Here is an 18,219-nt window from a genome sequence, read left to right as displayed (position 1 = left end):
GTCCTCACATCACATCCGGAAGACGCCGAACTGGGGTTCACCCAGCGGGGCGTTGGCACAGGCGGTCAGAGCGAGCCCCAGCACCCGCCGGGTCTCCAGCGGGTCGATCACCCCGTCGTCCCAGAGCCGGGCGGTGGCGTAGTACGCGTTGCCCTGCTCTTCGTACCGGGCGCGGATCGGGGCCTTGAAATCTTCCTCGTCCCCGGCGCTCCAGTCGTCGCCGAGCTGGTCGCGCTTGACGGTGGCGAGCACCGACGCGGCCTGCTCGCCGCCCATGACGGAGATCTTCGCGTTGGGCCACATCCACAGGAAGCGGGGGCTGTAGGCGCGCCCGCACATCGAGTAGTTGCCCGCGCCGTAGGACCCGCCGACCACCACGGTCAGCTTGGGGACCCGGGTGCAGGCGACGGCGGTGACCATCTTCGCGCCGTGCTTGGCGATGCCGCCGGCCTCGTAGTCGCGGCCGACCATGAAGCCGGAGATGTTCTGGAGGAACACCAGCGGGATGCCGCGCTGGTCGCACAGCTCGATGAAGTGGGCGCCCTTCTGGGCGGACTCGGAGAACAGGATGCCGTTGTTCGCGACGATGCCGACGGGGTGGCCGTGGATCTGCGCGAAGCCGGTGACGAGCGTGGTCCCGTACTCCGCCTTGAACTCCGCGAAGCGCGAGCCGTCCACGACCCGGGCGATCACTTCCCGTACGTCGTAGGGGGTCCGCGAGTCGACGGGCACCGCCCCGTAGAGCCCGGCCGGGTCGGTCTTCGGCTCCTCGGCGGGCCGCACCGGCCACGGGAGCGGGGCCCGCGCGGGCAGGGTGGCCACGATGTTCCGCACGATCCGCAGCGCGTGCGCGTCGTCCTCGGCGAGATGGTCGGTCACGCCCGAGGTCCGTGAGTGCACCTCGCCGCCGCCCAGCTCCTCGGCCGTCACGACCTCGCCGGTCGCGGCCTTCACCAGGGGCGGACCGCCGAGGAAGATCGTGCCCTGGTTGCGGACGATCACGGCCTCGTCGCTCATCGCGGGGACGTACGCCCCGCCCGCCGTGCAGGAACCGAGCACCGCGGCGATCTGCGGGATACCGGCGCCCGACATCCGCGCCTGGTTGTAGAAGATCCGTCCGAAGTGGTCGCGGTCGGGGAACACCTCGTCCTGCATCGGCAGGAAGGCGCCGCCCGAGTCGACCAGGTACAGGCAGGGCAGCCGGTTCTCCAGCGCCACCTCCTGGGCCCGCAGGTGCTTCTTCACGGTCATCGGGTAGTACGTGCCGCCCTTGACGGTGGCGTCGTTGGCGACGATCACGCACTCCCGGCCGCTGACCCGGCCGATCCCGGCGATCACGCCCGCCGCCGGGGCCGCGCCCTCGTACAGCCCCTCGGCCGCCAGCGGGGCCAGCTCCAGGAAGGGCGAGCCCGCGTCCAGGAGGGTGTCCACCCGCTCCCGGGGCAGCAGCTTGCCGCGTGCCACATGCCGGGCGCGGGCCTTCTCACCCCCGCCGAGCCGTGCCGTGGCGAGCCGCGTCCGCAGCTCGTCGGCGAGCGCGTGGTGCGCCGCCTCGTTGGCCTTCCAGACCTCCGAGGCGGGATCGGCCGCGCTCGTCAGGACCGGTGCCTGCTGCATCGTTGGAGCCCCCTTGCCCGTACCGCACTGGTTAGTGACCGTTAACGTGTTGCGCTCAGGTTAACGAGCGCTAACGGCCCTGTCTAGAATGAATCCCATGAGCACCCATGCCACCACCCGAGTCGCGGCTCCCACCCGCCGCGAGCAGATCCTCCGGGAGGCGGCACGCCTCTTCGCCGAGCGCGGCTTCCACGGAGTGGGCGTCGACGAGATAGGGGCCGCCGTCGGCATCAGCGGTCCCGGCCTCTACCGGCACTTCGCCGGGAAGGACGCGATGCTCGCCGAGCTGCTGGTGGGCATCAGCGAGCGGCTCCTGGACGGCGGGCGGACGCGCGTGTCGCAGGACGCGGCGGCCGGTGACGGCTCGCCCGGGTCGCTCCTCGACGCGCTCATCGAGGGCCACATCGACTTCGCCCTCGACGACCGCCCCCTGATCACCCTCCACGACCGCGAGCTGGACCGCCTGCGGGAAGCCGACCGCAAACGGGTGCGCCGGCTCCAGCGGCAGTACGTCGAGGTCTGGGTCGAGGCGGTCCGCGCCCTCTACCCGGCCCTGGCCGAGGCCGAGGCCCGGATGACCGTCCACGCGGTCTTCGGTCTGCTCAACTCCACCCCGCACCTCACCGGCGCCCTGCCGGACCGCGACGCGACGGCGGCGCTGCTGCACCGGCTGGCACGCGGCGCCTTCGCGGCCGCGGCCTGCTCCGAGGTGCCCGCGTAGGCCGCCGGCGCACGGAGTGTGCCCGAACGGATGCGGAGTGTGTGCGTCCCGCCTGACGCGCGTACAAGCTCGGAGTGTCGCGGCGGACGCCACCGCACTCTCTCCCCGGTGGCAGGTCCCCGACCGCGAGATCCAGCACCGAACAGGAGCACGTCCATGCGCGCACGACCGATCGCAGTCGGCATCTCCCTCGCCGCCCTGGCCTCGCTGACCATCGCCGCGAGCCCCGGTACCGGAGGCGATCCGCACCACGACCTCGACACCGCCGCCGCGGCCACCGGAGCCTTCCACTCGCCGGAACTCGCCGAAGAGGCCGACTTCGAGAGCACCGACCGGTGCGTCAGCCACCCCGTCGAGGGCGGCATGGGCTACCACTACGCCAACAAGGACAACATCGGCTCCGTCCACCCCGGGCGCCCGGCAGCCCTGCTCTACGCGCCGGACAAGAAGGGGAAGCGGCAGCTGGTGGCGGTGGAGTACATCGTGCGCGACGCCGACCAGGACACGGGGACCACCGGCGACCGGCCGAAGATGTTCGGCCAGGCGTTCGACGGCCCCTTCGCCGACATCCCGGGCCTGCCCGTGCACTACTCCCTGCACGTGTGGCTGTGGAAGGACAACCCCAGCGGCCTCTTCGCGCCCTACAACCCCCGGGTGAAGTGCCCGTGAGCCGGTAGGGGCGGCGAGCGGGCGGTTCCGGCGGGCGCACGGGCATCCGCCGGAGCCGCCCGTCGCCCCTCTGTCCGCCGTGCAAGACACCCGGCACACCGCGCACACCTGGCGGCACAATGGGTTCATGCCGATACCCAGCCGCGCCGCCCTCGTCGACCACCTCGTCCGTACGCGCATCGCGGGAGACGTCGCCACCCCGCGCGACAACAACCTCTCGCACTACCGCAAGCTCGCCAACGGTGACCGTCACTACTGGCTGGGTCTGGAGCTCGGCGACCGCTGGACCGACGAGCAGGACGTGCTCGCCGTGATGGCGGAGCGCTGCGGGGTCAACGACGATCCCGGACACCGGTTCGGGCAGGACACCATCGATCCCGAGCTGACCGTCGACGCCCTGGAGCGGATGGCGGCGCGGCTGCGCAAGGCCGCCGCCGACTCGGAGCGGGTGCTGTTCGCGACCGGTCACCCGGGCGGCCTGCTGGACGTGCACCGGCAGACCGCGGACGCGCTGCGGGCCGCCGGCTGCGAGATCGTACGGATTCCGCGAGGGCTGATGACGGACGAGGGCATGGTCTTCCAGTTCGCGGACGTCGCCGTCCTGGAGCGCGGGGCCTCGCTGTGGCACACCCATTCGCCGGCCCCGATGGCGGCGATCCTGGACGGTCTGGAGCGCGAGGGCCGGCCGCGTCCCGACCTGGTCGTGGCCGACCACGGGTGGGCCGGCTGCGCCGGTCAGCGGGGCGTCGACGCGGTCGGGTACGCGGACTCCAACGACCCCGCGCTGTTCCTCGCCGAGGCGGAGGGCACGCTCCAGGTGACGGTGCCGCTGGACGACCACGTCACCGATCCGCGCTTCTACGACCCGATGACCGACTACCTGCTGGACGCGGCCGGACTCCTCTGACCGGTCCGGAGCGCCGGGCGCGCCCGCACTCCCGCGATCACCCGCGATCCGGCGCGGAGCGGCCCCCGTGCCGCTGTTCCGGCCCCGGGGTGGGGTCCAGATAGACCCGGCGGACAGCGGGGAAGCGTTCCCGCAACCGCGCCTCCGCCTCCTCGCACGCCCACTCCACCTGCTCGGCGCTCGCCATGTCCCGGAAGTCGACCTTGGCGGCGATCAGGATCTCCGCCGGGCCCTGGATGAGGGTGGTCAGCTCGATCACGCCCATGATGTGCGGGACCGAGAGCAGTTCCTCGCGTACGCCGTCGCGCATCGCCTCCGGCAGCGGACGGCCGATCAGCAGCTGGGCGTTGGAGCGGCCGAGCACCCAGGCCACGTACACCAGCAGGACGCCGATCAGGACCGAGGCGACGCCGTCCCAGACGCCGGAGCCGGAGAGCTGGCCGCCGAGCAGGCCGCCCGCGGCGAGCAGCAGCCCGATCAGCGCGGCGGAGTCCTCCATCACGACCGCCTTGACGGCCGTGTCGGGTGTGTGGCGCAGATAGAAGCCGGCGGGGGAGTGCAGCCGAGCGGCCTCGCGGCGGACCTGCCTGACGCCCGTGCGCAGGGAGAAGCCCTCCAGCAGGAAGGCCACGCCCAGCACGAGGTACGAGACGAGGGGGTCGCCCAGCTCCTCGCCCTCGACGAGGGTGTGCACCCCGTCGTAGACGGAGAAGACGGCGCCGCCGACGAACGTCGCGATGGAGGCGAGCATCGCCCAGATGTAGCGCTCGGGGCCGTAGCCGAGCGGGTGCTCCTCGTCGGCCGGCTTCGCGCTGCGCCGGAGCGCGGTCAGGAGCATGACCTCGGTGACGGTGTCGGCGACCGAGTGCGCCGCCTCCGAGAGCATCGCGCTCGACCCGCTGATCAGTCCGGCGACCGCCTTCGCCACGGCGATGCCCAGATTGGCGAGCGCCGCGACGACGACGGTGGACGTGGATTCCCCATCCGTACTTCCTGTCTCGGTCATGGAGGGAGTATGTCCGGATCAGGGGGGTGTGGCCGGTCAGCCCCGCGGGGTACGGATCACGCCCTCCTGGATGACGGTGATCGCGAGGCGGCCGTCCTGGGTGTAGATGCGGGCCTGGCCGAGCCCGCGCCCGCCGGAGGCGGACGGCGACTCCTGGTCGTACAGCAGCCATTCGTCCGCGCGGAAGGGCCGGTGGAACCACATCGCGTGGTCGAGACTGGCGCCCACCACGTCCCCGACCGCCCAGCCGCCGCGCCCGTGGGCCAGCAGCACCGAGTCCAGCAGCGTCATGTCGGAGACGTACGTGGCCATGCAGAGGTGGAGCAGCGGGTCGTCCGCGAGCTTGCCGTTGGTCCGGAACCACACCTGGGAGCGAGGTTCGCGCGGATCGCCGACCGTGGCGAAGGGCGGGGCGCCGCAGTACCGCAGGTCGACCGCCGCCCGTGCCTCCAGGAGGCGTTCCGGGACCCCCGGATCGACGAACCGGTCGGCGTACCGGGGCAGCATCTCCGCCGCGGTGGGCAGCGTCTCGGGGTCCGGCGCGGGCGGCATGGCCGCCTGGTGGTCCAGCCCCTCCTCGTACGTCTGGAAGGACGCCGAGAGGTGGAAGACGGGCTGCCCGTGCTGGACGGCGACGACCCGCCGGGTGGTGAAGGACCGGCCGTCGCGGATGCGGTCGACGGTGTAGACGATCGGGGCCCCGGGATCACCCATGCGCAGGAAGTAGGAGTGCAGGGAGTGGGCCGTCCGGTCCGCGGGGACGGTCCGGCCCGCGGCGACCAGCGCCTGGGCCGCGACCTGTCCGCCGAAGACCCGGGGCACGACCGCGGAACGGCTCGTGCCCCGGAAGATGTCCCGTTCGATCCGCTCCAGGTCGAGCAGATCGAGCAGGGAGCCGAGTGCTTCGCTCATGGAGGGAACGTAACCGCCCTACAGGCCCATCGACTTGGCGATGATCGACTTCATGACCTCGCTCGTGCCGCCGTAGATCCGGTTGACCCGGTTGTCGGCGTACAGGCGGGCGATCGGGTACTCGTTCATGAAGCCGTAGCCGCCGTGCAGCTGGAGGCAGCGGTCGATGACGCGGTGGGCGACCTCGGTGCAGAAGAGCTTGGCGGACGCGGCCTCGGCGGCGGTCAGCTCACCGGCGTCCAGTGCCTCCAGGGCGCGGTCGGCGACGGCCTGGGCCGCGTCCACCTCGGCCTGGCAGGCGGCCAGCTCGAACTTGGTGTTCTGGAAGGAGGCGACCGTCTTGCCGAAGACGGTGCGGTCCTGGACGTACTGCTGGGCGAAGCGGACGGCGGCGGCGGCCTGCGCGTACGCGCCGAACGCGATGCCCCAGCGCTCGGACGCCAGGTTGGTGCCCAGGTAGCCGAAGCCCTTGTTCTCCTCGCCGAGCAGGTCCTCGACCGGCACCTTCACGTCGACGAACGCCAGCTCGGCGGTGTCGGAGACCCTCAGGCCCAGCTTGTCGAGCTTGCGGCCGATCGAGTAGCCCTCGGACTTGGTGTCGACGGCGAAGAGCGAGATGCCGAAGCGGCGGTCGTCCTCGCGCGGGGCGGAGGTACGGGCGCAGACGATCACCCGGTCGGCGTGCACACCGCCGGTGATGAAGGTCTTCGAGCCGTTGAGGACGTAGTGCGTGCCGTCCTCGGAGAGCTTGGCGTTGGTCTTCATGCCCGCGACGTCGGAACCGGTGCCCGGCTCGGTCATCGCGAGGGCCCACATCTCCTCACCGCTGACGAACTTGGGGAGCCAGCGCTTCTTCTGGTCGCCCGTGGCGAGCATCTTGATGTACGGGAGGCCGAGCAGGACGTGCACCCCGGAGCCGCCGAAGGAGACGCCCGCGCGGGCGCACTCCTCCTGGAGCACGGCCTCGTACTTGTGCGAGTCGACACCCGCGCCGCCGAACTCCTCCTCGACCGAGATGCCGAAGACGCCCAGCTCGCCGAGCTTGTGGTAGAACTCGCGCGGGGCCTGGCCCGCGGCGAACCACTCGTCGTAGACGGGCACGACCTCGGCCTCGATGAAGGCGCGAAGGGTCTCCCGGTACGCCTCGTGGTCCTCGTTGAATACCGTACGGCGCACGGGGTGCCTCCTTGGGTTCCTGTCCTGGTCCGACGCCCCTGACGCTTTGTCTAAGCGCTTGCTCAGGGTGCTCCCTCGAAGTTACCCATCGGTCACCCGCTCTGTCCAGAGCTCTCGACTGTGATCCAGCGCCCTCCGGCGGCGTCGTACTCATGGACCGGCCTCCCCGCGGTCCCGTTCGTCCGGAACGGCTTCCCGCCGCTGTCCGTGATCCGGGCGGTGCCCGTGCGCCCCTCCGAGCTCCACTCCAGCTCCAGGTACCAGCGGCAGTCGCACCCCGCCGCCTTCGCCGAGACCAGCAGTTCCTCCGGATCGGCGGCGCTGACCGCGTACGGGAAGGAGACCGCCGGGAGCGTCCGGCCCTCCTCCCCGGAGGCGTCGTACCCGTCCAGCGCCCGCGCCACCGGCCGCGGCGGGTCCAGGTCCACCTCGAAACGGCGCGGCGTCACCGCCCCGCCGCACCCGCCGTCCATCCGGTACGCCGCCCACGGCAGCGGCGCGCCCCGCTCCACCACCCGCACGTGCAGAGCCTGGAGCACCACCGCCGCCGCGCCCTTCCCCTGCACCGACACCCGCACCAGCGTCTCCCCGCCGTCCACGGCCCCCTGCGCCGCCGCCCAGCTCCGCGCGTCGGCCGCCTCCGGCGGGGGAGGGGGCGTCCGCTCCACGAGGTAGGTGTGCCCGCACCCGTTCTCCCAGATGTGCGAGGCGACCGTCCACGTCAGCGGCGCCGGTGGTTCGGCGGCCCGCTCCCGGGTGTTCCCGGGCAGGAGTACGGCTCCGATCGTCACCGTCCCCACGACCGCCAGCGCCCCGCAGACCACGCCCACCCACCCCCACCGGCGCTTTCGCCGCTCGGACGGGAGGCCCGGCACGCGCGCGTGCACGGGTTCCAGCTCGGGCTCGGGGGGCGCCTCCGGGGCCGGCGCGGGTTCCGGAGCCGGATGCGGCTCCGGGCCGCGGTCGGGCGCCGACTCCAAGCCGGGCTCGGGCACCGGCTCCGCGCCGGGTTGCGGTGCCGGAGGGCGGCGGGCGGTGTCCGCGCGGGTCCAGGCCACCTCCAGGGCCCGCCGCTCCTCCTCGTCCGTCCCGCACAGCAGCGCGAGGCGGTCGACCACGGCGAACTCCTCCGGGACGGTCGCGCCGGAGCAATAACGGTGGAGGGTGGACGCGCTGACGCTCAGGCGCCGGCCCAACGCCTCGTAACTCCTCCCGTCCCGCGCCTTCAGCGCGCGCACGAGCCGCGCGAATTCCTCGACGGCGGCGTCCTTCGGCATTCCATCCCCCTCGACCCTGCGTCCCACCCTTTACGTCCTTGCACGTCAGCGGAGGTGGAATGGTTCCGGGACGGATGGTGGGCGCGTCACCGTTGCAGGCGGCGGGCGCCGGCCCGACGCTGGTTGAGCACTGACCGAACGACCCGACGGGGGACACATCACCATGAACAAGCTCCGTACCGCACTCGCCACCGCCGCCGCTGCCGCCCTGGGCCTCGCGGCCCTCGCCACGGCCCCGGCGCAGGCCGCTGCCCAGCCCGCCTTCCTCGCCGCCTCCCAGATGCCGCCGTCGTCGACGCCCTGGACCGCCACCCAGGTCTTCACCGGCATCCCGGAGAACGGCGGCGCCCTCTGCGCCCCGTACAAGATCCCGGCGCAGAACACCCGCTACCGCGAGTTCAGCACCGAGCTCGACACCAACGGCGTCCAGATCACCACCGTCGCCCCCACCGAGGCCGACGCCGTGAAGCTGGTCGACACCCTCCGCAAGGCCCTCGCCGGCTGCGGCCCCCTGCTGGAGCAGCAGAACCCGGGCCTGCAGGCCGTCAGCGCCTCCCACGGCGCGCTCGCCGTCGAGGAGGGCGCCTGGGTCTACAGCCTGGACACCGCAGACCCGCAGATCGGCATCACGGACATCCACCTCTTCTCCGTCGGGCGCGACGGCCGCACCGTCACCTTCGTCCGCTGGGGCCAGGTGGGCGACTTCGAGGACGCCCCGCTGACCGCCTTCCGCACCACGACGAAGACCGCCGTCAACAAGCTCCACTGATCCGAGGGCTCTCCCAAGGGCTCACGACAGCTCCGCAGCGGCGCGGCCGGAACCAGGGCGCGCCGCTCTCGGGCCCACCTCCTACGCTGACGGCGGTGAGGGGCCGGCATGCTGCTGGGATTCCGCACGGCCAACGTGCGGTCACCGCGCGACGAGCGAGCGCGGCAAGGCCGACCTGCGTCTGGGATGGCCGCTGTTCCAACTGCCATGCACCGTGTCGGCCACGTGATCGCCCATGAGCTCGCCCATGTGCGCGTACCCGGGCACGGGACGGACTTCTGGCGACTCCTGGGACGGGCTCTGCCCGGGTACGAGGAGTGACGGGCCGAGTTGGACGAACTCGGGAGGCGCATGTGGACGGGCGACATCGCGTAGCCGAAATCTGCCGATCCGACTCCGGGTCACGAAGCGCTGAGGGCGAACCACAGCTCGGTGCGCACGTCCATGTCGTCCAGGTCCGCGTCCAGCAGCGCCGCGCAGCGGGTGATGCGCTGGCGCACCGTGTTGCGGTGGACCTGGAGCGCGACCGCCGTGCGGTCCCAGCTGCCGTGCAGGCTCAGCCAGCAGCGCAGGGTCTCGGTCAGCGGTTCGGTGAGCGGGGCGAGGAGGGCGGCGGCGTGGGCCTCGGCCTGGTCGCGGGGGACCAGGTCCGCGAGGCCGCTCGTGGGGCGGTGTACGGAGAGCGGGGTGCGGGTGGCCTCCGCTCGGCCCAGGGCGCGGGCCGCCTGGGCGTCGGCCGCCGCCAGGTCCGCGACCGGCGCGGGGGCCGATGCGCCGAGCGTCCAGCCGGGCTGCGGGGTGATCCGGCCGGGGTCGGTGACCAGGACACGAACGGCATGGCGGTCGGCGTCGAGGAGGGCGGAGCCCAGCGCCGTACCGAGTGCCCCGGCGGTGAGCGGATCGGCGGGGCCGCCGCCCGTGCGGCGCGCGTGCACCACCGTCCACCGGTCGGCCGGGCCCAGGAGCGGGGTGACGTCCTTCGGCGCGGCGCCGAGCAGCAGCCGTACGAGCGCGGCCGCCCGCCCCGCCGCGCCGGCGCCCTGGTGCGGGGCGGTCAGCAGGGAGAGCAGGACGACCGCGATACCGGCCACGGTGTGGTCCCCCGGCTCGCGCCGGTCCGCCGACAGGGCGAGGACAAGGCCCTGGCCCCCGCCGAGCGGATACGCGGACAGCTGCGTGCCGCCGACCGTGTCCGTGGCGGACGCGGGAGCCGGATCGGTGCGGGCTCCGGTAGTTCCGGCAGCTCCGGGGATCGCCGGGGAGACGACCCGGGCCAGGCGCGCCAGGGCCTCCTGCGCCGCCGGGGCCGGGTGGCGGCCCGCCGCGTGCAGCTCCTCGCCGTCGGCGGTCAGCAGGGCCGCCCGCCCCGCCAGCCGCACGGCCAGCTGGTGCAGCACCGCGGGCACCGGGTCGGGCCTGGCCGCCGCCGAGGCCAGGGCCTGCTGGGCGCGGGTCACCCGGCGCAGCTCCCGGTGCCTGGCCTCCGCCATCAGCCGCCACACCGCCCGCGCGATCGTGGTGAACGGCGTCTCGGGCGGCACCTCGACGAGCGGCAGGCCGTGCCGGTCGCACGCCTCGACCAGCGCCGGGGGCACGGTGTCGTGCACCGGCGCCACTCCGAAGCCGAGCGCCGCCGCCCCCGCCGCCACGAGCCTGGCGACATAGGTGTCCGGGTCCTTCAGCAGCACCCCGGCGCTCAGCAGCAGCTCGCCCCCGAGGAGGTACGGGTACGGGTCGGCCATCTCGGAGGTGTGCACCCACAGCAGGTCCGCGTGGACGGGCCCGGCGATCAGGCGCAGCCCCAGCTCCTCCCTGGCCAGCAGCTCGGCCAGCGGGACGGGTGGGGTGGGCGGGGCAGAAGGGGCCATGGGGGAGTCCGGCATGGACGGTTCATCCATTCAATGCGACGAGGATGGATGAAACGTACGCTTCATGGCCGCTGATCGGCCACCTAGCGTCGTCTGCGCCCGGTAGTCGGGTGCCGGGCGTCCGGCGGCGGACCACGGACCCCCGCGATCCCGCACACTCGAAGAACGCAAGAAATCGAAGGAAAGGCACTCCGCCCCATGAGCAGCAACGAAACGCCGCGCGGTCCCGTCGACTCCTCCCGCGTCCCGAGGTACGCCGGACCCGCGACCTTCGCCCGGCTGCCCCGGCTGGACGAGGTCGGCACCGCCGATGTCGCCGTGGTCGGCGTGCCCTTCGACAGCGGGGTCTCCTACCGGCCAGGGGCCCGCTTCGGCGGCAACGCGATCCGGGAGGCGTCGCGGCTCCTGCGCCCCTACAACCCCGCCCAGGACGCCTCCCCGTTCGCCCTCGCGCAGATCGCCGACGCCGGTGACATCGCCGCGAACCCGTTCGACATCAACGAGGCCGTCGACACGATCGAGGCCGCCGCCGACGACCTGCTCGGCACCGGCGCCCGTCTCATGACACTCGGCGGCGACCACACCATCGCTCTGCCTCTGCTGCGCTCCGTCGCCAAGAAGCACGGCCCCGTCGCCCTGCTCCACTTCGACGCGCACCTGGACACCTGGGACACCTACTTCGGCGCCGAGTACACCCACGGCACCCCGTTCCGCCGGGCCGTCGAGGAGGGCATCCTCGACACCGAGGCGCTCTCGCACGTCGGCACGCGCGGCCCGCTGTACGGCAAGCAGGACCTCACCGACGACGCCAAGATGGGCTTCGGCATCGTCACCTCCGCCGACGTCATGCGCAGGGGAGTCGACGAGATCGCCGACCAGCTGCGCGGGCGGATCGGCGACCGCCCGCTCTACATCTCCATCGACATCGACGTCCTGGACCCGGCCCACGCGCCCGGCACCGGCACCCCCGAGGCCGGCGGCCTCACCTCGCGTGAGCTGCTGGAGATCCTGCGCGGGCTCTCCTCCTGCAACCTGGTCTCCGCCGACCTGGTCGAGGTCGCCCCCGCGTACGACCACGCCGAGATCACCTCCGTCGCCGCGTCCCACACGGCGTACGAACTGACCACGATCATGGCCCGCCAGATCGCAGAGGCCCGTACGAAGTGAGCCACGACCACGACGACCGCCCCCGGCTCACCCCCGCGCAGGCCGAGGCGGCGCTCAGCCCGCCGCCCGGCCGCAACGGCGGCGACCTCGTCGTCGAGAGCCTCCAGGGCCTCGGTGCCACGACCGTCTTCGGGCTGCCCGGCCAGCACGCGCTCGGCATGTTCGACGCGCTGCGCCGCTCCTCCCTCACGTACATCGGCCTGCGCGTGGAGAACAACGCGGGCTTCGCCGCCGACGCCTACGGCCGTGTCACGGGCGAGGCCGCCCCGCTGCTGCTCTCCACCGGGCCCGGCGCCCTCACCTCGCTCGCCGCGCTCCAGGAGGCGGCGTCCGCCTCCGCCCCGGTGCTCGCCATCTCCAGCCAGATCCCGGCCGCGGGTCTGGGCGGCGGCCGCCACGGCTACCTGCATGAGCTCCGCGACCAGAAGGCGTCGTTCCGCGACATCGTGAAGTCGGTGCACACCGTGCGTACCGCCTCCCAGATCCCGTCCGCGATCGCCGCCGCCTGGGAGTCCGCGCTCACCGCACCGCACGGCCCGGTCTGGGTGGAGATCCCGCAGGACGTGCTCCTCGCCGAGACCGTGCTGCCCGTCGTCACGGCGATGGACGCCACCCCGCGCGAGCTGTACCCGCCCGGAGCTGACCGTCGCCGCCGCCCACCTGCTGTCGAAGGCCGAACGGCCGGCGATCATCGCGGGCGGCGGAGTCGTACGGTCCGACGCGGCGGGCAAGCTGCGCGCCCTCGCGGAGAGGATCGACGCCCCGGTCGTCACCACCTTCGGCGGCAAGGGCGCCTTCCCCTGGGAGCACCCGCTGTCCCTGCGCTCCTGGCTGGAGGACCGGCACACCACCGACTTCCTGGAGTCCGCGGACGTCCTGCTGGTCGTCGGCTCGGGCCTGGGGGAGCTCTCCTCGAACTACCACACCTTCCGCCCGCGCGGACGGATCATCCAGATCGAGGCCGACGCGGGGAAGCTGGAGGCGAACCACCCCGCGCTCGGCATCCACTCCGACGCCCGGGAGGCGCTCGCCGGCCTCCTCGACGCGGTCGAGGCGCGCGAGGAGGCGGGGGCGGCCGAGCGGGTCCGCACGCTGCTGGAGAAGGTACGGGCCCGGATCGACGCCCAGGACCTCGCCCTGGAGCAGCGGGTCCTCGCCTCGGTACGCGAGGCGCTGCCCGACACCGCGCCGAGCTTCTGGGACATGACGATCCTCGCGTACTGGGCCTGGTCCGCGTTCGACGCCCGCCACCCGAACACGATGCACTCGGCCCAGGGCGCGGGCGGCCTCGGCTACGGCTTCCCGGCGGCGCTCGGCGCCGCAGCGGCCGATCCCACGAAGCCGGTCCTCGCGGTCTCGGGCGACGGCGGCGCGATGTACTCGATCGCCGAACTGGCCACGGCACGGCAGTACGCCCTCCCCGTCACCTGGCTGATCGTCGACGCCGGCGGCTACGGCATCCTGCGCGAGTACATGACGGGCGCGTTCGGCGAGGCCACCGGGACGGAGCTCTCCCGCCCCGACTTCGTGGCCCTGGCCGAGTCCTTCGGCGTCCCCGCGGTCCGCACGTCACCGGAGTCCCTCACCGAGGACCTCACAAGGGCCCTGGCGGCCCCGGGCCCCTCCGTGGTGGTGCTCCCGGCGCTGCTGAGGATGTTCGAGCCGACACATCTGTGACGAGGCCGGCCCCGGGGCGCCGCCCGTGCCCCGGGGCCCGTCCGGGCCGCGGAGGAATGAAATCCGCTGCTCGGCGCGTTGGCGTCTCCGGCAGATCAGGTGGACAGCGGGTCGAGAGGGAGGCATCGGTGGAGGGCGAAGCGCAACAGGGGTGGGGCCGGCGGCTGGCCGGATACGCGTGGCGTTACCGGCGCAACGTGGTGCTGGCGCTGGGCTCCTCGCTCGCCGGTATGGCCGTCATGGCCCTCGTCCCGCTGATCACCAAGGTGATCATCGACGACGTGGTCGTCAGCCACAACCGGTCCCTCGCCGTCTGGACCGGGCTCCTCATGGGCGCGGCCGTGCTCGTCTACGTCGCCACGTACATCAGGCGCTACTACGGCGGCAAGCTCGCCCTCGACGTCCAGCACGACCTGCGCACCGAGATGTACACGACGATCACCCGGCTCGACGGGAAGCGGCAGGACGAGCTGTCCACCGGACAGGTCGTGGGGCGCGCCACCAGCGACCTCCAGCTGATCCAGGGGCTTCTCTTCATGCTCCCGATGACGATCGGCAACGTCCTGCTCTTCGTCATCTCCCTGGTGATCATGGCGTGGCTCTCGCCGCTCCTGACCCTCGTCGCCCTGGCCGTCGCCCCCGCCCTCTGGTTCATCGCCCGCCGCTCCCGCACCCGCCTCTTCCCCGCCACCTGGTACGCCCAGAGCCAGGCCGCAGCCGTCGCGGGAGTCGTCGACGGGGCCGTCTCCGGAGTCCGGGTCGTCAAGGGGTTCGGCCAGGAGGACCAGGAGACCGGCAAGCTGCGCGAGGTCGGCCGCAGGCTCTTCGCCGGCCGGCTGCGCACCATCAAGCTGAACTCCCGCTACACCCCCGCCCTCCAGGCCGTGCCCGCGCTCGGGCAGGTGGCGATGCTGGCGCTCGGCGGCTGGCTCGCCACCCGGGGGGAGATAACCCTGGGCACGTTCGTCGCCTTCTCCACCTACCTCGCCCAGCTCGTCGGCCCGGTCCGGATGCTCGCCATGGTCCTCACCGTCGGCCAGCAGGCCAGGGCCGGTGTGGAGCGCGTCCTGGAGCTCATCGACACCGAGCCGTACATGAAGGACGGCACGAAGGAACTCCCCGCCGACGCCCCGGCCCGGGTCGAGTTCGACGACGTCCGCTTCGGTTACGACGAGGAGCGCCCCGTCCTCGACGGGTTCTCGCTCACCATCGAGCCCGGCGAGACCGTCGCCGTCGTCGGCGCGTCCGGCAGCGGCAAGTCCACCGTCTCGCTCCTGCTGCCCCGCTTCTACGACGTGACGCACGGCGCCGTCCTGGTCGGCGGCCACGACGTCCGCGAACTCACCCAGGAATCCCTGCGGGCGGCCATCGGGCTCGTCCCCGAGGACAGCTTCCTGTTCTCCGACACGGTCGGCGCCAACATCGCGTACGGACTCCCCGGAGCCACCCAGGAGCAGATCGAGGAGGCCGCCCGCTCCGCGCAGGCCCACGGCTTCATCACGGACCTGCCCCACGGCTACGACACCAAGGTCGGCGAGCACGGGCTCACCCTCTCCGGCGGCCAGCGCCAGCGCGTCGCGCTCGCGCGCGCCATCCTCACCGACCCCCGCCTGCTGCTCCTGGACGACGCCACCTCCGCCGTCGACGCCCGTGTCGAGCACGAGATCCACGAAGCCCTCAAGCAGGTGATGGCGGGCCGCACCACCCTCCTGATCGCCCACCGCCGCTCCACGCTCGCCCTCGCCGACCGGATCGCCGTCCTCGACCGGGGCCGCCTCGCCGACATCGGTACGCACGCGGAGCTGGAGAAGCGCTCCGCGCTCTACCGCCGCCTCCTCACCGACCCCGACGAGCTGGGCGCCACCTCGCCGGGCCACCGGCCGGTCAGGGCGGATGTGCGCGAGGACGACCGGATGCTCAAGGAGGAGCTGGAGGCCGAGTTCGACGCCGAGCACGGCATCACCCCCGAGCTGTGGATACGCAAGGAGGAGCCGCGCGGCCCGGTGGCGGACGGCATGTCCGCCACCCCCGAACTGCTGGCCCAGGTCGACGCGCTGCCGCCGGCCACCGACACCCCGGACATCGACGAGGCGAGCGCCGTACGGCCCGAGGAGTCCTACGGCCTGCGCCGGCTGCTGCGCGGCTTCGGGCTGCCGCTGCTGGTGAGCCTCGGACTCGTCGCGGTCGACGCCGGCATGGGCCTGCTCCTGCCCGTCCTCATCAGGCACGGCATCGACGAGGGGGTCACCCAGCTGGCGCTCGGCGCGGTCTGGGCCGCCTCCGGGATCGGCCTGTTCGTCGTGCTCGTGCAGTGGCTCGCCCAGATCGGCGAGACCCGGATGACGGGCCGCACCGGTGAGCGCGTCCTGTACTCGCTCCGCCTGAAGATATTCGCGCAGCTCCAGCGGCTCGGCCTCGACTACTACGAGCGCGAGCTCACCGGCCGGATCATGACCCGGATGACGACGGACGTGGACGCGCTGTCCACCTTCCTGCAGACCGGCCTGGTCACGGCCTTCGTCTCCGTCGTCACCTTCTTCGGCATCATGGCCGCCCTGCTCGTCCTCGACGCCGAACTGGCGCTGGTCGTCTTCGCCACCCTGCCCGTGCTGGTCGTCGGGACGTTCTTCTTCCGCCGCAAGAGCGTCGCTGCCTACGAGCTGGCCCGTGAGCGGATCAGCGGCGTCAACGCCGACCTCCAGGAGTCCGTCTCCGGACTGCGCATCGTGCAGGCGTTCCGCCGCGAGCACGACGGCGCCGAGCGGTACGCCGCGAGCAGCGCCCACTACCGCGAGGCGCGGGTGCGCGGCCAGTGGCTCATCTCGGTCTACTTCCCCTTCGTCCAGCTGCTGTCCTCCGTGGCAGCCGCCGCCGTACTGATCGTCGGCGCCGGCCGCGTCGACAACGGGACGCTGACGACCGGGGCGCTGGTCGCCTACCTCCTCTACATCGAGCTGTTCTTCGCCCCCGTGCAGCAGCTCTCCCAGGTCTTCGACGGCTACCAGCAGGCCACGGTCTCCCTCGGCCGCATCCAGGAACTCCTCCAGGAGCGGACCTCCACGGCCGACCCCGACGAGCCGCTGGAGGTGCCCTCGCTGCGCGGCGACATCGCCTTCGAGGGAGTGTCCTTCGCGTACAACGGTGAGGAGGAGGCGCTCACCGGCATCGACCTGCGCGTCCCGGCGGGTCAGACGGTCGCCTTCGTCGGTGAGACGGGCGCGGGCAAGTCCACGCTCGTCAAGCTCGTCGCCCGGTTCTACGACCCGACGGCGGGCCGGGTCACGGTGGACGGCACCGATCTGCGCAGGCTCGACATGACCGCGTACCGGCACCGGCTCGGGGTCGTGCCGCAGGAGGCGTACCTCTTCGCCGGCACGGTCCGCGACGCCATCGCCTACGGTCTGCCGGACGCCACCGACGCGCAGGTGGAGGCGGCGGCGCGGGCGGTCGGCGCGCACGAGATGATCGCCACGCTCGACGGCGGCTATCTGCACGAGGTCTCCGAGCGGGGCCGCAACCTCTCGGCCGGCCAGCGCCAGCTGATCGCGCTCGCCCGCGCCGAGCTGGTCGATCCGGACATCCTGCTGCTCGACGAGGCCACGGCCGCCCTGGACCTCGCCACCGAGGGCCTGGTCAACCAGGCCACCGACCGGCTCACCGGCCGCCGCACCACCCTGGTCGTGGCACACCGGCTGACCACGGCGGCCCGCGCGGACCGGGTCGTGGTGATGGACCACGGCCGGGTCGTCGAGGACGGCACGCACAGCGAGCTGCTGGCGAGGGACGGGGCGTACGCCCGGCTGTGGCGCACGTTCATCGGCGAGGACGAACCGGCGGTGGTGTGACGCGTCGTCCGCGCACGGCGGTGTGACAACCGGGTCCCCCTCCACGCAACCTTCGGGCGACCGCTCGCGTCGTACGCATGTACGCGCACGCCTCGGGCACGGCCCATGTGCCGATGGGAAGGGTGAGACCACTGAGGTCATCGAGACCGCCGGGATACGCCGGGAAGCACACCCTCGCGTATCTGCTCGTCCTGCCGCTGCTCGCCTCCCTCGCCCTCACCCTGGGCACCCCCGCCCAGGCCGCCGGCGCCTGCTCGGGCCGGCCGGCCAAGACGGTGTCCTTCGCCAAGGGAGAGCTGCGCGTCTACAAGAGCCGCGCCTACGTCTGCGCGGTGACGGTCGCCGGCCGGCCCGGCGCGCGCCGGGCCATGAGCGTCTCTCTCCAGGCGCGCGGCGGCCGGCCGGTGGTCGACAAGGGCCGTTTCACGACGAGGGCGGGCCCGGTCACGGTCTACGCGCTCAACCGCTGCGTCCGCGCGACGGGCGCGGTCGCGGGCAGTTCGGGCTCCACCGGATGGGTCCTCTGCTGACGCCCTGGGGAAAGACCGGGTCCACCGGGTCTGGCGTGGCACGTGTCACCCCCGCTAGGTTCACGGCGAATGTCGTGA

Annotated in this window: 14 protein-coding genes and 1 pseudogene; 9 read left to right on the top strand and 6 right to left on the bottom strand. The window is 72.8% G+C overall.

Going from position 1 to position 18,219, the window contains the following annotated elements:
- Positions 1-9: 9 nt before the first annotated feature.
- Positions 10-1,617, bottom strand: coding sequence for a carboxyl transferase domain-containing protein (locus Sfulv_RS09940; RefSeq protein WP_173313354.1), 1,608 nt, complete (start codon positions 1,615-1,617; stop codon positions 10-12).
- 97 nt (positions 1,618-1,714) lie between these two features.
- On the opposite strand from Sfulv_RS09940, the gene Sfulv_RS09935 reads away from it, so the two are divergent.
- The 3 genes from Sfulv_RS09935 (at position 1,715) to Sfulv_RS09925 (ending at position 3,914) form a co-directional block, all read left to right on the top strand.
- Positions 1,715-2,338 (top strand): SACE_7040 family transcriptional regulator, encoded by a 624-nt coding sequence (locus tag Sfulv_RS09935; protein ID WP_173313353.1) that lies wholly within the window; start codon positions 1,715-1,717, stop codon positions 2,336-2,338.
- A 156-nt stretch (positions 2,339-2,494) separates the two neighbouring features.
- Positions 2,495-3,007 (top strand): hypothetical protein, encoded by a 513-nt coding sequence (locus Sfulv_RS09930; RefSeq protein WP_173313352.1) that lies wholly within the window; start codon positions 2,495-2,497, stop codon positions 3,005-3,007.
- A gap of 127 nt (positions 3,008-3,134) precedes the next feature.
- Complete coding sequence (locus tag Sfulv_RS09925; protein WP_173313351.1) at positions 3,135-3,914, top strand: phosphatase; 780 nt, start codon at positions 3,135-3,137, stop codon at positions 3,912-3,914.
- A gap of 37 nt (positions 3,915-3,951) precedes the next feature.
- Here the strand turns inward: Sfulv_RS09925 and Sfulv_RS09920 are convergent, their stop codons facing one another.
- From Sfulv_RS09920 to Sfulv_RS09905, 4 genes are all read right to left on the bottom strand, one after another.
- Positions 3,952-4,920, bottom strand: coding sequence for a cation diffusion facilitator family transporter (locus Sfulv_RS09920; protein ID WP_173313350.1), 969 nt, complete (start codon positions 4,918-4,920; stop codon positions 3,952-3,954).
- Between the two features lie 36 nt (positions 4,921-4,956).
- A complete protein-coding gene (locus Sfulv_RS09915; RefSeq protein ID WP_173313349.1) occupies positions 4,957-5,832 on the bottom strand; it encodes an acyl-CoA thioesterase in 876 nt (291 codons plus the stop codon).
- Between the two features lie 18 nt (positions 5,833-5,850).
- Entirely contained in the window at positions 5,851-7,008 is a 1,158-nt protein-coding gene (locus Sfulv_RS09910; RefSeq protein WP_173313348.1) for an acyl-CoA dehydrogenase family protein, read from the bottom strand.
- Positions 7,009-7,100: 92 nt separating this feature from the next.
- Entirely contained in the window at positions 7,101-8,285 is a 1,185-nt protein-coding gene (locus Sfulv_RS09905; RefSeq protein WP_173313347.1) for a helix-turn-helix domain-containing protein, read from the bottom strand.
- 163 nt (positions 8,286-8,448) lie between these two features.
- On the opposite strand from Sfulv_RS09905, the gene Sfulv_RS09900 reads away from it, so the two are divergent.
- Together Sfulv_RS09900 and Sfulv_RS31150 are read left to right on the top strand one after the other, a co-directional pair.
- Positions 8,449-9,054 carry a hypothetical protein gene (locus Sfulv_RS09900; RefSeq protein WP_173313346.1) on the top strand — a complete coding sequence of 202 codons (606 nt, stop codon included), beginning with the start codon at positions 8,449-8,451 and terminating at the stop codon, positions 9,052-9,054.
- A gap of 108 nt (positions 9,055-9,162) precedes the next feature.
- Positions 9,163-9,375, top strand: coding sequence for a M48 metallopeptidase family protein (locus Sfulv_RS31150; RefSeq protein WP_305961366.1), 213 nt, complete (start codon positions 9,163-9,165; stop codon positions 9,373-9,375).
- An 80-nt stretch (positions 9,376-9,455) separates the two neighbouring features.
- On the opposite strand, the gene Sfulv_RS09890 is transcribed toward Sfulv_RS31150, so the two are convergent.
- Complete coding sequence (locus tag Sfulv_RS09890) at positions 9,456-10,937, bottom strand: PucR family transcriptional regulator (protein ID WP_246353073.1); 1,482 nt, start codon at positions 10,935-10,937, stop codon at positions 9,456-9,458.
- 183 nt (positions 10,938-11,120) lie between these two features.
- Here Sfulv_RS09890 and speB point away from each other — a divergent pair, with 183 nt between their 5' ends.
- From speB to Sfulv_RS09870, 4 genes and pseudogenes are all read left to right on the top strand, one after another.
- Positions 11,121-12,089 carry an agmatinase gene (speB, locus tag Sfulv_RS09885; RefSeq protein ID WP_173313344.1) on the top strand — a complete coding sequence of 323 codons (969 nt, stop codon included), beginning with the start codon at positions 11,121-11,123 and terminating at the stop codon, positions 12,087-12,089.
- Positions 12,086-13,766 (top strand): annotated as a pseudogene (locus Sfulv_RS09880) (thiamine pyrophosphate-binding protein). The gene speB and the pseudogene Sfulv_RS09880 overlap by 4 nt, the downstream one beginning before the upstream one ends.
- A 128-nt stretch (positions 13,767-13,894) precedes the next feature.
- Positions 13,895-17,611 carry an ABC transporter ATP-binding protein gene (locus Sfulv_RS09875; RefSeq protein ID WP_173313343.1) on the top strand — a complete coding sequence of 1,239 codons (3,717 nt, stop codon included), beginning with the start codon at positions 13,895-13,897 and terminating at the stop codon, positions 17,609-17,611.
- Positions 17,612-17,688: 77 nt separating this feature from the next.
- Positions 17,689-18,141, top strand: a complete 453-nt coding sequence (locus Sfulv_RS09870; protein ID WP_173313342.1) for a hypothetical protein — start codon at positions 17,689-17,691, stop codon at positions 18,139-18,141.
- The last annotated feature ends 78 nt before the right edge of the window (positions 18,142-18,219 follow it).

The sequence above is a fragment of the Streptomyces fulvorobeus genome (assembly GCF_013167895.1).
Classification (GTDB): domain Bacteria; phylum Actinomycetota; class Actinomycetes; order Streptomycetales; family Streptomycetaceae; genus Streptomyces; species Streptomyces fulvorobeus.
The sequence above is the reverse complement of the archived record's forward strand: the minus strand, read 5'-3'. Positions and strand labels throughout refer to the sequence as shown.